This is a genomic window from Synergistaceae bacterium (assembly GCA_017444345.1).
Lineage (GTDB): Bacteria > Synergistota > Synergistia > Synergistales > Aminobacteriaceae > JAFUXM01.
The window spans coordinates 1-17,180 of sequence record JAFSWW010000131.1; the positions used below are offsets into that span (position 1 = coordinate 1).

Here is a 17,180-nt window from a genome sequence, read left to right on the forward strand (position 1 = left end):
AATTAATATATGCCCCTCTTGAAAAATTTAATAAATATAAATTTAATAAATATAATTTGAAAGTATAGCGCATGAGTAAAGATTTTGCTTTTTTCCGCTGGCGTTGGTTCTGCGCACGGGGTGGGCGGGTGGGAGTGAGGCGGCGGATTTTTTTCGTGTTAATCAGCAAAAAATTTCGTGAATCTTCACGCAAAAAATTTGAATACATAGCAAAAATTTTATCTCTGTGAAGTCTTGCAAATGAATTAATTAACTCACATTTTTGTATTAGTAAATGTATTAGTAAAAATTTAATTTTTTCGTTAAAATTTGCGGCAAAATCTATAATAATTTCAGCGGGTCACGTTCACATAAAAAATTTATTTCTTGTCTAAACTAAAATATAATTATAATCTCTCACACTGATATAATAATAAAAATTTAAACATGAAAGGCTAAAAAATTTCTTCCATGAGCAAAAAACTTCTTGATATACGGGAGGTAAAGCAGCTCCCGGTTAACTCTGAATTTTACGTGATGGGCGTTGTATCTCGTCTCACAAGGCGCAAAGATCGCAACGATAGATTATTCTGGGATATAACATTGAGCGACGAATACGGCGAAATCACCGGCAAAATATGGAGCGACTCAACATGGTACAGCAGGCAGGGCGGAGATAATTTCCCGATTGATCCCGATAATTGCGGCTTAAAATTTGAAGGCTCTAGTTTGGGAGTCAGCGGCAGAGTGTCAGAATTTCGCGAATTACTGCAATATAATTTTTCAGAAGTATATTATCTTGATCAGGAAAAATTCCCCCCGGTCGGTTTTGTCAGACATTCGCCGATTGATATAAATTATCTTGAGAAAAATTTTTATGACTTAATAGCCGAGATTAAGCACAAGAAATTACATGATTTTGTTTTCGCAGTATTCTTTAAGCATGGACTCTGGGATAAATTCAAGACTTGGCCGGGCGCGATTTCTATACATCATGCATATATGAACGGCTTGCTTGAACACTCTGTATCTATGACAATGGCAGCTAGAGACTTGGCAAAACACTATCATGAAAATTTCAAGATTCCAGTTAATATTGATTTAGTCATAGCGGGCGCATTAATTCACGATATAGGCAAGCTGGAATCTTATAATCTCACTCCTACACCGCAAATGACTCTTGACGGGAATGTAATAGATCATATTGTACTGGGATATAATTTATTCAGGAAATTAGCAGAAATAGAGAATCTTGACGAAAATATAACGCGTTCACTCGGTCATATTATTATCAGTCATCACGGTCTGCGTGAATATGGCTCGCCAGTTCTGCCCGCGACTCCTGAAGCAATTATTGTAAGTGCCGCCGATGATTTAGACTTCAAATTAAATTTCTGGAAAAATCAGATTGACGCTTTAAACCCTCAAAGTGAAATGACTGATTATTTATCATTTGTGGATCGCAGACTTTGGCGGGGTGTTGAGATAAATTCATGAGCTATTTACGTAATAATGACTGGCAGCGGCTTTATAAAAATTTACCGGGCATATTTGAACTCGAAATCATGAAAGCAAGCGGGGTTAAAATAAATTCATGAGTTATTCTATAAAAATTTCTCGCGATGATGACGGGCGGCGGCTTGATAGGACTTTACGCGGCATATTTAAATGGGTCAATCTCGGCGAAATCATGAAAGCAATTCGGACGGGCTTAATTCGTGTGAACTCTCAGAAAGCAAAGGAGCCGGGCTTGCACTTAATGACCGGTGATGAAGTTCTCGTACCTTGGCCGCTTAATAGAGATGAAAAAATTATTACTAATCACAAGCCTTCACTTGGGCAGATAAAAATTTTATTTCAGGGCGAAAATGTTTTGATTCTCAATAAACCGGCGGGGATTCTCGTACAGCCCGACGAACCTAACGGAGACAGCATAATTTCTCGCGTCTGGGCAGTCATGAACTCAAAGAAGGCCGCAGCAGTTCACAGACTCGACCGCAATACAACAGGAGTCTTAAGTGTAGCTTTACGGGGGGACTCACTGCGGGCACTTGAAGAATTATTCAAGCAAAGACGAGTCAGAAAATTTTATCTCGCTGTAGTTGCCGGGGAAGTTAAAGAAAATTTATTAATTGACGCTCCATTATTGAAGGATTCAGCAAAAAATATCGTGAAAGTTTCAGACTCAGGACTCACGGCTTTGACTCAATGCGAAAAAATTGCGGGCGATAATGAATACTCACTTGTAAGGCTTGAATTATTGACGGGGCGGACTCATCAGGCACGTGTTCACATGAGTTATATAAATCACGCGATTTTAGGCGACAGGAAATATGGAAATTTTGCAGTGAATCACAAGCTAAAAAATTTGACTCGGCCGTTATTGCACGCTTATGAACTCGAATTCCCGGAAAACTTGCACGAGTCTTTAAGCGAAATAGACGGGAAGAAATTTATCGCTCCGATTCCTGATGACATGAGAGAATTTATAGATTTTCGCAAATGGGAGATTGATTTATAGATGAATACAAAATATTTTTTCTTGAGATTGCTTATTGCGTTAATTTTGCCGCTGGGATTCTTTTATATAGTAGATTATATTGCGGTTAAGAACTGGGACAGCAGCGAGTCATTAATTGTAGAAGTAATAGAGGCCTCCCCTGAAAAAGTTTTGAAGACTGATCAAGATAACGAGGCATTTACGACTTTGGAGCGCGATACAGTTTTAAAAATTTTATCGGATTCAAGAGCTGACGAGATCGTAAAAGTAAAAACAGTGAGACTCGCAGGTTCAGGGCCTGAAGTAAAACCGGGCGGGCGTTATTTATTAGTCTGGGACGTGTTCGACGATGGTAATGTGCAATATTCTCTTGCTGACGGATTTAGAATCTCAAATGTTGCTACAGTAATTTTTGCTGTCTGTGTAATATTAATTGCAATGGCGGGAACTCGCGGATTTCTTGCGCTGTTAGGTTTGGGAGCTTCAATTGCTGTATTAGTATTTATTATGATTCCATTAATGACTCAAGGCTGGGATCCTGTTTTGCTGGCACTTGCGAGCGTGTTTATAATTTCGACTGTTACAATTTTGTGCGTAGTCAGATATTTTCGTTATATGTTAGTTGCATTATTAGGGAGTCTCGGCGGAGTATTATGCGGATTTCTCTGCGGCTGGATCATGGTGCATATTTGGCAGTTAACCGGGCTTGCTGGTGAGGGGGGTGCCTTGCTTGCGTCGACTTTACCGGCTTTGAACATGCGGGGCGTTTTGCTTGCGAGCGTCTTAATAGGTGCGATCGGTGCAGTTCTTGATGTCGGAGTCTCTGTTACTGCTTCAATGTCCGAATTTGTTGATTACGATAATTATATCCCACTTGACAGGCTTTTACTTGCCGGCTTGAACGTTGGCGGCGAGGTTTTAGGAAGCATGATTAATACTTTGATTCTTGCTTACATGGGAAGTGCTTTACCTATGGCAATATTAATTAATTCAGCGGGAGTCGAGTTTTCTGCGATTCTGAATGACCCGTATATAGCTCAAGAAATTGTGCAGGGACTCGCTGGGACTCTGGGTTTGTTATTCACTATTCCTGTTACTGCGTTTTGCTTTGTATTTCAGGAGTCACTGAGGCGGCGGCATGATGAGTAAAATTTTTAGGTGTATTCACTCATGATTAAAACAGTTATAGACATCGGCAGCAATTCCATAAAAATGCGCACTGCAAAAATTTCAAGTAACGGCCGGATTTATATTTTACGAGATGAGACAGAAGTCGTGCGGCTGGGTCGGGGAATGTCAGAAAACGGCATGTTAAAGCCCGAAAATATGCGCAAAACTTGTGAAGTTGCCTCGCGAATGGTAAAAGCTGCGACTTATCCCGGGAAGGATTATAAAATTTTTATCGTGGGAACTCAGGCTTTGAGAATTGCGAAAAACTCCGGCGAATTCGTGAACATGCTAAAAAATTTAACCGGGCTTGACGTTCATATTTTCACGGGCGAAGAAGAGGCTAAATTTTCATGGCTGGGAGCTGTTGACGGCTTTAATCTTTCAGGAAATATAATAATGTTTGATTCAGGAGGGGGCAGCACTGAATTTGTTTCAGGGTCGGGGCATTGCGTGAATAAATTAAAAAGTGTTCCCGTCGGAGCTGTTACTTTGTCAGAAAAATTTTTTAATGATAATAATTCTCCCGTAAAAATGAGTGCCTGCGAGTCTGCTATTGAATTCGTTAAAAATTTATTTATCGCGAATAATATAGAATCATTCAAGACTGATAACCCGCAAATAATCGGAGTAGGCGGCGGGCTTGTTGCTATGGAGAGCGTGAAATTTGCCTGTGAAAATTTTTTACCCTCAAGACTTCACGGAAAAATATTGACTCAACGCGATATTATGACTCAAATAAAAATGTATTCGGCCTTGAATTTAAACGAGCGTCAAAATATTATAGGTCTGCCAGCGTCAAGAGCTGATGTTATATTAGGCTCGGCGTGTATAATTCTTGCTGCATTGAGATTATTAGAGTCTGATTCCTGTATAGTCAGCATTAACGGATTAAGGCACGGGCTTTTACTTCGTGATAATATATAAGTGAAAAAATTTTTATATTTCGTAATAATTAATAGTTATTTATAAATAGTTAAGAGGTGAAAAAATTTGCTGCTTGAATTAATGTCAGACGGAACACTCGCAGAAATACCCCCGGAGTATTCAGGCTTAAATATTCCCGATGAGCCTTCTGTTATGGTATTGCTTCCGCGTCATAAATATCTGCTCGGCACAGGCAGCGACAAATGGATTTATTCGGATTTAAAGCCGGGCAGCGGTCAAAAAAGTGTATTTCTCTATGATGACAAAAATTTATCGCTCACTGATGATGACGGCGAGAATATTACGATTTTACCCGGTCGAACTGTTACAGAGTTGCGCGAGAAATTATCAAAACGTTCTGATCCACCGGGGCGGCATGTAAGCACGGTCTTAATGCTGAAAACTTTCTTGAAATATCACCCTGTTTTTAACGAGTCAGGAAATAATTATTTGGACGAGAAATTTTTTAATGAGGCCATGAAGAAGGATTATAAACTTTATAGGGCTTACTGGACGTTGAGATTTGCCCTATCACGCAGCGAAATGGAGCAGACAGCCAGACTCAAAGCATGGATTCAAGCCGGGCCGGAAAATTTTGAGAAGTCAGGGACTATCGCAAAAATTTTTTTCTCGATTATGCCGAATCCCAGTAAGGAAATAACGCGCGATCTTGAAGAATTAGGATTCTCAAAACTTGAATTACTGCACATGATAGCGCAAAATGTTTCGCCTTTAGTATTATATAATCCGCGTGCCGGGTGGCTTATTTTCGCGAGATTCGGGCGTACCGGTAAAATTAATGACACGATATTTTTTGCGTGGGTTTATGTGAATCATGATTTATGGCAGGAATTACGAGATATTAAGCAAATGCCCGTCCGTGATATAGTTAATGCAGTATGGGGCAATTATGACACTCAGCAGGCTATGATCGAACGTGCAAAATATAAAGGGGCTGAAGATATTTTACAATGAACATAAATTTTTCAAGTGTTACTAAAATTTTTGATCCGGATATAATAGCTCTCTCAAATGTGAGTTTTAATATTGAACAGGGCGAATTTGTTTATATAATCGGGCAGACTGGCAGCGGAAAATCTACACTTTTGAGATTAATAACTCGTGAATTACTGCCGACGAGCGGGGTTGCTGCTGTAGGAGGCTTTGATTTACGGAGAATGCGAAAATCTGACGTGCCTTATTACCGCCGTGATGTCGGATTAGTTGCGCAAGATTTTAAATTAATTCCTAGCCTGACAGTTTATGAAAATATTGCGTTCGTAATGGAAGCTATGTCAGTGCCTAAAAGAATAGTAGCAGAGAGAGCCCACGACGTAATTAATCAGGTCGGACTATGGAGGCGCAAAAATATGAAACCTTCTCAGCTTTCAGGCGGTGAACAGCAGCGAGTCGCAATTGCCCGGGCTCTTGCAAATTCCCCGTCTTTATTTATTGCCGATGAGCCTACAGGAAATTTAGATTTTCACACGGCCGCAGAAGTCATGAAAATTTTATTTGCCATTAACGCGAGCGGAGTTACTGTTGTAATGTCGACTCATAATCAGGCCATTGTAAATTCATCGCGTCAAAGAGTAATAGAACTTGAAGCAGGCAAATTAAAGCGCGACGAGAAGGGAGGCACTTATTAAATGACAGCTTTTAAATATATTTTGCGAGATACTCGGCGATTAATCGTAAATCACTGGGTATTAGGACTTCTTACGCTCATAACGGCCGGAGTCATGCTTTGGATTCTGGGAATAACTACACTTTTTTCGTTAAATCTTGAGCATTTATTATCGCGCCTAGAAAGTGAATTAGCTGTACAGGCCTATTTACATAAAGATAATACGCTCAATATTGAAGAAATTGCGCAGAAGATTCAAGAACTCGAATATGTTTACTCAATAAAAATTTATTCGCCTTCTGACTCGCTCGCAAAGTTACAGGAAAAAATGGGCAGTCAGTCCCGTGCTCTTGATATACTCGGCGATAATCCCATCCCGTATAATTTTGAGATTCATGTTAGACGCGCTGAAGATATTGACCCTCTTGTTGACGCTTTAAAGGCCATGCCCGAAGTTGAAGACGTTGTATATGCCGGAATGGTCGTTAAAAGAATTTCTGCTTTGTCCCGGATTTCGTCAAGAGTTGCGCTTGTCATGTTTATTCTTGCTGTAATAATCACGGCCCTAGTCGTATATAACACGATTCATATTTCGCTGTATTCGAGGCGTGAAGAAATTGCAATAATGTATCTTGTCGGAGCTACTCGTGCATATATTGCGACACCTTTTGTGCTTGAAGGGACTTTATTAGCTTTGATCGGGGCAGTCATAGCAGTCGGCGGAATAATCGGAGCATATTTTCCGGGCATGGAATTAATACAAGCAAATATGCCGCTGTTGAAATCAAGTTTATTGACTGATAAAGCAATAATTTGGAGATTTTGCGGGCTTCTTGCTGGATTCGGGGCGACTCTGGGCTGGGTTTGCAGTTATTTAGTCGTCTCAAGATTCATAAATTCTATCACTCGGCCGGAATGATTTTATTTTGCGCGAAATTTTTTATCAGATTTTATCAGATTTTATCAGGAGGGGGAATATTTTATAATGGCGTGTAGAAATTTTTATATTGCCGCTGTATTCTTGCCTGTTCAGGAGCTAATATAATGAAATCACATAAATTTTTCGCAGTTATATTTATCGCGTTAATAATATTTTCTCCTGTTAAAGCTGCCTATTCTGCCGCAAAAAAGACTCCTTCTAACATTGACGCACAAATCGCCGCAGAAGAGAAGAAACGCGAGGAACTTTCACGGCAAATTCAGACTTACAAGAAAAGAATCCGCGAGATGGGTGCACAGGTTGAAGGACTCCTCACAAAAGTTAATACACTTCAGCAGGATGAAAATATAGCATTGCAGGAACTCACAGTTTTAGAGCTTCAGGGCCGTAAAATAGAAGAAAATATCGCGATTCTTGAGCTTGCCATAAATGAAGATCAGGAAAAAATTAACGAGCTTTCTGACTTAATGAAAGATAGAATACTCGACATGTATAAATATCGCCAGTCAGATACAACAAGAATGCTTTTCGCGTCACGCAGTGTATTAGAGGCTATAGAGATGGCCTATATGCTGGGATTAATTAACAGGCGGGACGAGGAAATTTTGAGCCAGCTTCAAGAGAGAATGCAAAATCTTGAATTATCACACAAGACTATGGACGAGCAAAAAACGCGGTTAATCGAGAAGACTCAGGCGACTCAGGAACAGCGCGAGAAATATAATCAGAGCATAAAGGAAACAAATAATTTTATCCGGTCAATTCAGCGTAAGAAAGCACTTGCCGAGAAAGCCCAGCAGGAAGCAGAGCAGGCACAGAGAGCAGCAGGAGATATGATCGTTAATTTGCGCAAAAAAAAGGCCTCTCAAAAAGTTGATTATTTAGTTGGACGGGGTCGGGGTTCCATGTTTGACTGGCCAGTTCGCGGCAAAATTTCAAGTCCATACGGCTACAGAATTCACCCGATTTTGAAGCGCAGAATTTTACACGGCGGGATTGATATTGCTGCACCTAATGGGACTCCGGTAAAAGCTGCGGCGGCTGGTGAAGTATTATTTGACGGCTGGCTGAGGGGCTATGGACGTGTAATAATTCTTGATCATGGGCGGGATTTCTCGACTTTGTACGCTCATTTATCGGCGAGTCTGGTCAAAGAGGGTCAAGTCGTCCGTGCAGGCTCAACAATAGCAAGAGTCGGCAACACTGGAAATACTACGGGTTATCATTTACATTTTGAGGTCAGGAAGGGCAAATTTGTGCAAAGTCCTTTAGACTATTTAAAGCGGTAATCAGGAGGGGAGAAAAATTTTATCATGAAAAAGTTTTTTGCGGCTTTCTTGAGTGTATTAATTCTTGCAAATATAGCGAGTTCTGCAAATATTGACAGTCAAATTAAATCGGAAAAAAAGAATCAGGCCGATATGAAGAAGAAAATCAGGCAATATAACGAGATAGCAAAGAAGAAATCTCAAGAGTCTAAGACTCTTTTAAGCCGGTTATCAAGACTAAGACAGAGCGCAAATGATTCACAAGAGAAAATGCAGGATCTTGAACGCGAAAACTCACGCCTTCAGTCTTCAGTCAGTGAACTCAATAAACGCATAAAATCTCTAAATGAGTCAATGTCCGTAATATCCCGGACTCTGCGCGCAAGAATCATAGACATGTATAAATTCATGCCCGAAGAGAATACTTTGAGCCTATATATAAACTCTGACAGCCCGCATGATGCAATTAATACGGCGTATATATTAAGGCGTTTTGCTGCTCATGACTTGGCAATGTTTGAAGATTTACGCGCTAAGGAACAGGAATTAATTTCAGCAAGAAAGCAGCTCGAACAGAATAAATCACGAATCCAGACTCAGACAAATGAACTCAGGAAAAAACGCGATGAATTTGACTCGACTATCAAGAAAACTGACTCGCTTTTACGTAGTGCCCAGTCAGAACAGAAAAAGGCCGAGTCAGCAGCTAAGGAATTAGAGGCCGCTCAACGTGCAATAGGAAATAAAATCACGTCCCTAATGAATCAGAAAAAAGCAGCGGCCCAGAAAGCAGCTTCTAAACCTAAATCATCACCGGCAAGAAATTCAGGTAAGAATCACGACCCAGTTTTAGCACAAAGAGAGCCAGTACAGCCAAAAAGTGTGCCGGCACCTGGCGCGGGGATTCCTTCACAGCCTGTAAACTCTCTAGCTTGGCCGGTTAATGGGACTGTTACAATGCAATACGGCTCGCGAGTCCATCCCACTTTTAAGACGAAAATTTTTAACTCAGGAATCGACATTAAAGCAGCTCCTAATACTCCGGTGAAAGCTGCCGGGCCCGGTGAAGTACTTTATCAGGGGTGGCTGCGGGGATTCGGCCAAGTCGTTATAATCGATCACGGCAATGATTTATCGACTGTTTACGCTCATTTAAACGGTGCTTCAGTTAGAGAAGGTGCCGCCGTCAAAACAGGTACAGTAATAGGCCGCGTGGGTAATTCAGGCACTGACTCGGAATATGCTTTACACTTTGAAGTCAGGAAAAAGGGTTCTGCACAAAATCCAATGAAATATTTGCGTTAATAAAAAATTTATTCGTGAATGCTGTATAATTCTAGCTATCTTAATAAAGGCAGGTGCATTATTCAATTTATGAAAGACTCCGCAAAGAAATTATATATATTTATAGCAGTAATTATCGCTTTGTTTGTAAGTTCTCAAAGTTTCGCGGCAGAATTCACAGAGGCAGATTTTAACAGAATATCACCGTTTAATATTCGTTCATTATGGCTGTTGCGTCAAATTCGTTCATTGATAGAAAATTATCAAGTCGACGCGGAAAAGAAAGAAATCACCGACGATGAATTATTACACGGTGCGGCAAAGGGAATGGTCGAGGCTTGGAAAGATCCCTATACACGTTTTGTGTCGCCTAAGCAGTTAAGAGACGAGGAAATCGAACTCGAAGGACATTACGGCGGTTTAGGCATGTACGTGGGAGAAAGGGACGGCCAAATTTTAGTAATAAGTCCCATGGAAGACTCGCTCGCTGAAAAAGTAGGACTCAAGCCTAAGGATCAAATCGTAAAAGTTGATGACGAAGTTGTTATCGGTTGGACTTCTGATAAAGTCGTGCAGAAATTACGAGGCGAGCCCGGCACAAAAGTTACTGTCTGGGTGAGGCGTGAAGGTGAAGAGGAGCTATTAAGTTTTGAGATAACCCGCGAAGAAATTAAATTAAAGAGTGTACGTTCTCAAATGCTTTCGGATGATATAGGCTACTTGAAATTAACTCAATTTAAGCAGAAATCAGACGACGAGGCACGAACAGCACTAAGAGATTTAATCAAACAAGGGGCGCGCGCTTTGATTCTTGATTTGCGCAACAACGGCGGGGGACTTCTTGATGTATGTGTAAAAATTGCGAGCTTCTTTCTTAGGGACGGCCTGATAGTTGAGACTCGCGGACGTTCTGACAGATTTGACGAGAAATATAACGCGATAAGAAATTTGCATATAACAAATATGCCCATGATCGTATTAATTAACGAGGGCAGTGCGAGCGCGTCAGAAATTTTAGCGGGTGCCTTGAATGACAGAGGCCGGGCGAAATTAATCGGTCAAAAAAGTTTCGGCAAGGGCAGCGTACAAACTTTATTCCCATTGACTGACGGGAGCGGAGTTTATATAACTATTGCGAGATACTATACGCCTTCAGGAAAAGTAATAGATCACGTAGGACTCTCGCCTGATATTGAAGTTAAGGGCGAACCTGATAGAGATATTACTAAGGACGAGCAATTACAGCGCGCAATAACTGAAATTAAGAAATCCATGCATATACTTACTAATAATAACAGCAGGAAAAAATAAGGAGGATTTATTTATCTTGAAAAATGTAGATTTATTAGTCGGAGCTCAATGGGGCGACGAAGGAAAGGGCAAAGTTGTTGATATTCTAGGCTCTGAAGTTGACGTATTCGTGCGTTATCAGGGCGGAGCAAATGCCGGACACACTGTTGTTGTTGACGGTCAAAAAATAGTATTTCATTTATTGCCGTCGGGTATGCTTTATCCCGGAAAATTATGCGTCTTAGGAAATGGACTCGTGATTGACCCTGAGCAATTTTTGAATGAGACTTCAGAACTTTACGCGCGCGGTCAAGATAGAGCGAGGCTCGCAATAAGCCCTCATGCACATGTAGTAATGCCCTATCACAGATTATTAGACAAGTTACAGGAAGAAGCACGGGGCAAGGGCCGCAAAATAGGCACAACAGGACGGGGGATCGGGCCTTGTTACGTTGATAAATACGCTCGTTCGGGCTTAAGAGTTGAGGATTTAATCGATCCTGATATTTTGCGCGAGAGACTCACATATATTCTTGACGAGAAGAATCAATTAATCACGAAATTATATAATCAAAAGCCTATTCCCTTTGACGAAATTTACGAGCCCGCTAAAAAATGGGGTGAAGCCTTAGCACCTTATGTAGCAGACACCCGCGAATTATTACGCCGTGCAGTTGATGAGGGCCAGCATATTTTACTTGAGGGAGCTCAGGCCGCATTACTTGATATTGATCACGGTACTTATCCATATGTAACGAGTTCGTCGACTTCCGCGTCAGGTGCATTTACTGGGACGGGATTAGCTCCGAATGATTTGACTCGCGTTATTTCAGTTGTGAAGGCCTATACAAGCAGAGTCGGTGAAGGTCCATTCCCTACTGAAGATTTAGGCGAGGAAGGCGAAAAATTGCGTACTAACGGCGGCGAATATGGAGCTACAACAGGACGGCCGAGGCGCTGCGGGTGGCTTGATATTCCGGGGCTGCGTTACTCTATGGAACTCAACGGCGCGAATGTCATAGCACTCACAAAATTAGACGTGTTGACAGGCATGGGCGGTATTAAAGTCTGCACATCGTATGAACTTAACGGCGAAAAAATTACGAAATGGCCGACTGACACGAGAAAAATTGCGGAGTTAAAGCCGAACTATGAAATTTTGCCCGGTTGGAACGAAGATATAACATGGTGCAAAAAATTTGAAGAAATGCCCGCAAATGCACAAGCCTATGTTAAATATATCGAGAATGCTTTAAATGTCCCGGTCGCTTTAATCGGAGTCGGCCCTGACAGGAATCAAACTATTAACAGGGGAATATAATTTCTTGTTTGTGCCTGAAATTGATTTCTTGACGTTGAACGACCTCCCCGGAGTCTTGCGCATAAACTCAAAACTTTCATGGACTTGGCCGGAAGACGTAATTAAATCTGACTTGAGCAAGGACTCAAACAGTGAGACAACTTATATAGGAGCTTTCGCAACAACAACGGAGGCTCCATTACTCGGCTATGCTGTATTAGGCCGCGATAAAAGAGTCGGCGAGTTAATGGCGTTACTTGTCGATAAAAATTTTCAGCGCAAGGGGATCGGCACTCAATTATTAATCGCTGTCAGTGATTGCGCGGTCTATATGAATTTCAAGCGTTTAAGGCTCAGAGTCAGGAAATCAAACGAGGCAGCAATAAATTTATATTCCCGAATGTCATTTATCAGCGAACAAGTTAGACGCGGTTATTACTCAAACGGTGAGGACGCTATAGTAATGAGCGCGAAACTTCCATTAATGCCCCGATCATGAGAGTATATATACCCTTTAGTGACGGCTCGTCAGTATCATTTGACGGTGAAAATTTTACGATTTACCGCGCGCCTAAAGATATTGACGCAGTTGACAGACCCGATATTGACGAGTTAAGCAAGGCCGAGCTTGCATGGTCAAAACGTTGGAGCGATATTGTTAAGGCACTTGAGGGAGCTTACAGGCGGGAACTCAACAAGACAAAGGAGGAGCGGCACAAGAGAATATACAAGCCGCAATAATTATGGCCGTGAAAAAATTTTTACGCGAGAGAATACCGGGATTATATAATTTCCTGAAGAAAATACAAGATTTAATGTATTGTACTGGTGAAGGCAGTTATTTTGTCTCACACTGCAGAGAATACACAAATAATGAATCAATTCGTAATACTTTAAGATATATAACAGGCTCATATAGAATACTTAAATATTTCTTTCATGGCAGGACAAAAAATTTAAATCGTAATGGCCTCGCAATAGTCCTAATTATCAAGAATGAGGCGCAATATATTCTTGAATGGATAAATTTTCACGTTAAGCAAGGAGTCTCGCACTTCTTTATTTATGACAATGAAAGCACAGATAATTTATTTGAAGTATTACAGCCTTTTATAGCAAACGGCCTCGTTACATATAATAGAATCCCCGGCAAAGTCAGACAAACTGACGCATATAATCACGCTATATATAATTACAAGCACAAATTTAAATATTTCGCAATGATTGACACTGACGAGTTTTTATTTACACCTGATAATACCCAGTCAGGAGCGTTATATAATTTTATTGATAATCTCATGACCCATCACGAAAACGCGGGCGGAGTTGCTGTAAACTGGCTTGTATTCGGCTCAAACGGTCATGAATCAAAACCGGCGGGCGGTGTACTAGAAAATTTTACAATGTGCGTAGAACACGATAACCCCGGTAATTTTCACATAAAGACTATATGCGACCCCTTAAAAGTTTTTTGCTGGTATCACGTACACTTCCCGCTATATTACAGGGAATTCTATAATTTAAGCGAGAACGGAGAAATCATAGACGGCCCATTCTCGAAAACTGTATCATTTGACAAAATCAGAATTAATCACTATGTATATAAATCCAAAGAAGAATTTATACAGAAAATTGCGCGAGGCCGGGCAGATGTCGACATTAAACGCAAACTTGAGGATTTTCACGGTCATGAATGCAATATAAATACTGACACTGAAATTTTATCGCATATATAATGCATAATGCACTTAACAATCAATCAAGAAAAGAGGACGTAATAATTTATCATGAAAGAGTTTTTGCGCAAAAATTGCACGCCGTTATTTAACTTTATCAAGCATACAAGATTATTAATTTTATTTGCTGGTGAAGGCTGCCCATTAGTCTTTAACTTCAGGAACAAGAGCGCAAATAACTTTTACAGGCAAATAATAAAATTTCTTGTTACTCCGTTTATGATTCTAAAATATTTTATTCACGGCAAAATTAATGACTCAACACGTAACGGCCTCGCTATAGTATTAATTATCAAGAATGAGGCGCAATATATTCTTGAGTGGCTAAATTTTCACATTAAACAGGGAGTAACGCACTTCTTTATATATGATAACGAGAGCACGGATAATTTACAGGAAATTTTGCAGCCCTTTATCGCAAAAAAACTCGTTACTTATAATAGAATCCCCGGACGACTCAGACAAACTGACGCATATAATCACGCAATATATAATTACAAGCACAAATTTAAGTATTTCGCAGTAATCGACGCTGACGAGTTTTTATTTACACCTGATAACACAGAGCCGGACTCATTATATAATTTTATCGATAATTTCATGACTCATCATAAGAATGCGGGCGGACTCGGAGTCAACTGGCTTATATTCGGCTCAAATGGACACGAGACTAAACCAGCGGGCGGAGTCTTAAAGAATTTCACTCGATGTGCAGTAAAAGATTTCGGCCCGAATCACTTTATCAAGACAATTTGCGACCCTATGAAAGTTTTTAGCGTGTTCGATGCACACACATTACTTTACTACAAAAATTTTATAAACTTAGACGAAAACGGAAATTCAATCGGGGATGTAGTTAATATTTCTCGTACTAAAACCGTAAATTTTGACAAGATAAGAATTAATCACTATTTCACGAAATCAAAACAAGAATTTATGCACAAACGAGCGCGCGGCATGGCTGATCATAACGGGATAAGAAATATTCAAGATTTTGATAGTCATGACAGAAATGAAGTAATTGACACTGAAATTTTATCGCATATATAAATCACTCATAAATAATAGCAGACTCCCATTTAAACATGAGAATCTGCTAAAAATTTTTTCACACTATCAATAAATTAATGCTTGCTTGAGCTTAAGGCCTCATCTCTTGCTTCAGGGCGTAATATCCAGCTCCCCCAGTCAAATCTAATTAAGCCGCTCACTATATACAATGCAAACAAGAATAAAGGCGCGGAACTCTTCAAGAATACAAATGACAGCACTAACAATGACACTAAAAGCAAACATTTTTTCTTGTCAGCTGTCTTCTTAGTCAACTTTTTCATGTTAGCATAGGGAATACTTGAGATCATTAACAAGCCCACGCAGAATAACATTACAGCCATAACCCACGCCGGTAATTTCACGCCAGCAATAATAAACGATGCCGCAAATAATCCCCCTGCAGGACATGGCAGCCCTTGGAACGGTCCGGGAACGTGTACAATATTGAATCTCGCAAGCCTCAAAGCCACGCACAAAGCAAAGAAACACGCTGTAACTGAGCCTATAACAAATAAATTTCTGACTGAAGACTGATAAATTAATATCGCCGGAGCAACTCCGAAACTTACTAGATCGGCCAAGCTGTCGAACTCAAGCCCGAACTGTGAACCGCCGCCGAGCATTCTCGCAACTTTTCCGTCAAATCCGTCAAATAATACCGCAAAAAATATCATCCATGCAGCAGGAATTAATCTCCCGTGCAATACAAGCATTATAGAGAATACACCGCATAATAAATTCCCGCTAGTTACCATATTCGGGGCAATCTGCTTAAACTCTATCTGCTTATGACTTCTAATGCTGCCTAATCGTCGTCTCATGTGTAAAAAATTTTTCATTTATTGTGCTTTCACTCCTATACAAGTTAATCCGGCTTTAACTTTATCGCCGATTTTAATGCGCAATACTGTATCACGCGGCAAATATACGTCAACCCTTGAGCCTAATTTTATCATTCCAAAACGCTGCCCGGCCTCAAGAACGTCCCCGCGTTTGAGTCTGCACACAATACGCCTTGCAATTAAGCCAGCTATTTGAGTCATCATTACTGGCCCCCATTGAGTCGAGAGTCCTACAAAATTTCGTTCGTTGATTTCGCTCGCTTTAGGTGAGAACGCAGCAATTTTTTTACCCGGTATATATTCTATAAAATCTACCCGGCCAGTACACGGAGCGCGATTCACGTGAACACTAAAAACGTTCATGAACACGCCGATTTTAATAGCCTGCCCTGTGAAAGGATGTTCGGACTCGCAGATTTCTATAATTTTGCCGTCAGCGGGGGAGAAAAAATAACCGTCCTGATAATTCGCGGCTCTCTCAGGATCTCTGAAAAAATAAATCACGAACGCAGCCAGAATCGCAATAATTAACGCAGGAATCCACGAAATAAAAGCAAATGCACCCGCACAAAGTATCAAAAATGTTATTAAAGGCACGCCGTCTCTTGCTATTCTCATAATAAATTATTCTCCGTTATCATTATTATTATTCTCGTCATCAATATCAAATGGAAGAGTCCCTGTTGAGTCTTGAGTCTGTGAAATTTCGCTGTTATTCTCGTCAGGAGCTTTAATAATACTGCAATCAGCAACCGAGTCGCCCTCGTTGAGTTTCACAATAATAGCCCCTGTTGCCTGCCTGCTGAGTTCGCGAATATCTTTTATATTAACTCGAATCATCATTCCTTTAGAAGTCATTAATAATAACTCGTCATCATCTTTAACGGCCACGCTTGCTGCAACATTGCCCGTTTTATCGTTGAGATTCATTATTTTAGTGCCCATTCCGCCGCGATTGTGATTATTGAAATCGTCAAAATCTACGCGCTTCCCCCGTCCCTGTTCGCAGATAACAAGCATTCTTTTATCTGGTGAGACTATATCACAGCTTAAAATTTTGTCGCCTTCTTTAAGAGTCATTGCTTTAACGCCTCTTGCTGCCCGCCCCATAGATCTAAATTGATTCTCTGAAACTTTCAAGGCCTGTGCAAATTTCGTTACTATTAATAAATCATCATCGCCCGAAGTTAATACTACCTGCGCAATCTCGTCGCCCTCGTCAAGATTAATAATTCTCATTGGCCTATAGGTGTAGCCTATTTCGTCA

18 protein-coding genes are annotated in these 17,180 nt (G+C 40.5%); 15 read left to right on the forward strand and 3 right to left on the reverse strand.

Going from position 1 to position 17,180, the window contains the following annotated elements:
- Nucleotides 1-450 precede the first annotated feature (450 nt).
- From IJS99_10225 to IJS99_10295, 15 genes are all read left to right on the forward strand, one after another.
- Nucleotides 451-1,476 (forward strand): HD domain-containing protein, encoded by a 1,026-nt coding sequence (locus IJS99_10225; protein MBQ7562183.1) that lies wholly within the window; start codon nt 451-453, stop codon nt 1,474-1,476.
- A 97-nt stretch (nt 1,477-1,573) separates the two neighbouring features.
- Entirely contained in the window at nt 1,574-2,500 is a 927-nt protein-coding gene (locus tag IJS99_10230; GenBank protein MBQ7562184.1) for an RluA family pseudouridine synthase, read from the forward strand.
- A complete protein-coding gene (locus tag IJS99_10235; protein ID MBQ7562185.1) occupies nt 2,501-3,628 on the forward strand; it encodes a YibE/F family protein in 1,128 nt (375 codons plus the stop codon).
- Between the two features lie 21 nt (nt 3,629-3,649).
- Nucleotides 3,650-4,573, forward strand: a complete 924-nt coding sequence (locus tag IJS99_10240; GenBank protein MBQ7562186.1) for a hypothetical protein — start codon at nt 3,650-3,652, stop codon at nt 4,571-4,573.
- Between the two features lie 66 nt (nt 4,574-4,639).
- Nucleotides 4,640-5,548, forward strand: a complete 909-nt coding sequence (locus IJS99_10245) for a hypothetical protein (GenBank protein MBQ7562187.1) — start codon at nt 4,640-4,642, stop codon at nt 5,546-5,548.
- 41 nt (nt 5,549-5,589) lie between these two features.
- Nucleotides 5,590-6,222 (forward strand): ATP-binding cassette domain-containing protein, encoded by a 633-nt coding sequence (locus tag IJS99_10250; protein ID MBQ7562188.1) that lies wholly within the window; start codon nt 5,590-5,592, stop codon nt 6,220-6,222.
- Complete coding sequence (locus IJS99_10255; protein MBQ7562189.1) at nt 6,223-7,119, forward strand: ABC transporter permease; 897 nt, start codon at nt 6,223-6,225, stop codon at nt 7,117-7,119.
- A 125-nt stretch (nt 7,120-7,244) separates the two neighbouring features.
- Complete coding sequence (locus tag IJS99_10260; protein ID MBQ7562190.1) at nt 7,245-8,429, forward strand: peptidoglycan DD-metalloendopeptidase family protein; 1,185 nt, start codon at nt 7,245-7,247, stop codon at nt 8,427-8,429.
- Between the two features lie 132 nt (nt 8,430-8,561).
- A complete protein-coding gene (locus IJS99_10265) occupies nt 8,562-9,713 on the forward strand; it encodes a peptidoglycan DD-metalloendopeptidase family protein (protein MBQ7562191.1) in 1,152 nt (383 codons plus the stop codon).
- Nucleotides 9,714-9,782: 69 nt separating this feature from the next.
- Nucleotides 9,783-11,003, forward strand: a complete 1,221-nt coding sequence (locus tag IJS99_10270; GenBank protein ID MBQ7562192.1) for a S41 family peptidase — start codon at nt 9,783-9,785, stop codon at nt 11,001-11,003.
- 13 nt (nt 11,004-11,016) lie between these two features.
- Nucleotides 11,017-12,303: an adenylosuccinate synthase gene (locus tag IJS99_10275; protein MBQ7562193.1), complete on the forward strand. Its 1,287-nt coding sequence runs from the start codon at nt 11,017-11,019 to the stop codon at nt 12,301-12,303.
- Between the two features lie 4 nt (nt 12,304-12,307).
- Nucleotides 12,308-12,781, forward strand: coding sequence for a GNAT family N-acetyltransferase (locus IJS99_10280; GenBank protein MBQ7562194.1), 474 nt, complete (start codon nt 12,308-12,310; stop codon nt 12,779-12,781).
- A complete protein-coding gene (locus IJS99_10285) occupies nt 12,778-13,023 on the forward strand; it encodes a hypothetical protein (protein MBQ7562195.1) in 246 nt (81 codons plus the stop codon). The genes IJS99_10280 and IJS99_10285 overlap by 4 nt, the downstream gene beginning before the upstream one ends.
- An 8-nt stretch (nt 13,024-13,031) precedes the next feature.
- On the forward strand, nt 13,032-14,018 hold the full coding sequence (locus IJS99_10290) for a glycosyltransferase family 92 protein (GenBank protein MBQ7562196.1): 987 nt from the start codon (nt 13,032-13,034) through the stop codon (nt 14,016-14,018).
- Between the two features lie 51 nt (nt 14,019-14,069).
- Nucleotides 14,070-15,068 (forward strand): glycosyltransferase family 2 protein, encoded by a 999-nt coding sequence (locus IJS99_10295; protein MBQ7562197.1) that lies wholly within the window; start codon nt 14,070-14,072, stop codon nt 15,066-15,068.
- Nucleotides 15,069-15,142: 74 nt separating this feature from the next.
- Here the strand turns inward: IJS99_10295 and pssA are convergent, their stop codons facing one another.
- The 3 genes from pssA to IJS99_10310 all read right to left on the reverse strand — a co-directional run.
- Complete coding sequence (gene pssA / locus IJS99_10300; protein ID MBQ7562198.1) at nt 15,143-15,892, reverse strand: CDP-diacylglycerol--serine O-phosphatidyltransferase; 750 nt, start codon at nt 15,890-15,892, stop codon at nt 15,143-15,145.
- 18 nt (nt 15,893-15,910) lie between these two features.
- On the reverse strand, nt 15,911-16,531 hold the full coding sequence (locus IJS99_10305) for a phosphatidylserine decarboxylase family protein (GenBank protein MBQ7562199.1): 621 nt from the start codon (nt 16,529-16,531) through the stop codon (nt 15,911-15,913).
- Nucleotides 16,532-16,537: 6 nt separating this feature from the next.
- On the reverse strand, nt 16,538-17,180 hold a 643-nt coding region (locus tag IJS99_10310), incomplete at its 5' end, for a hypothetical protein (protein MBQ7562200.1).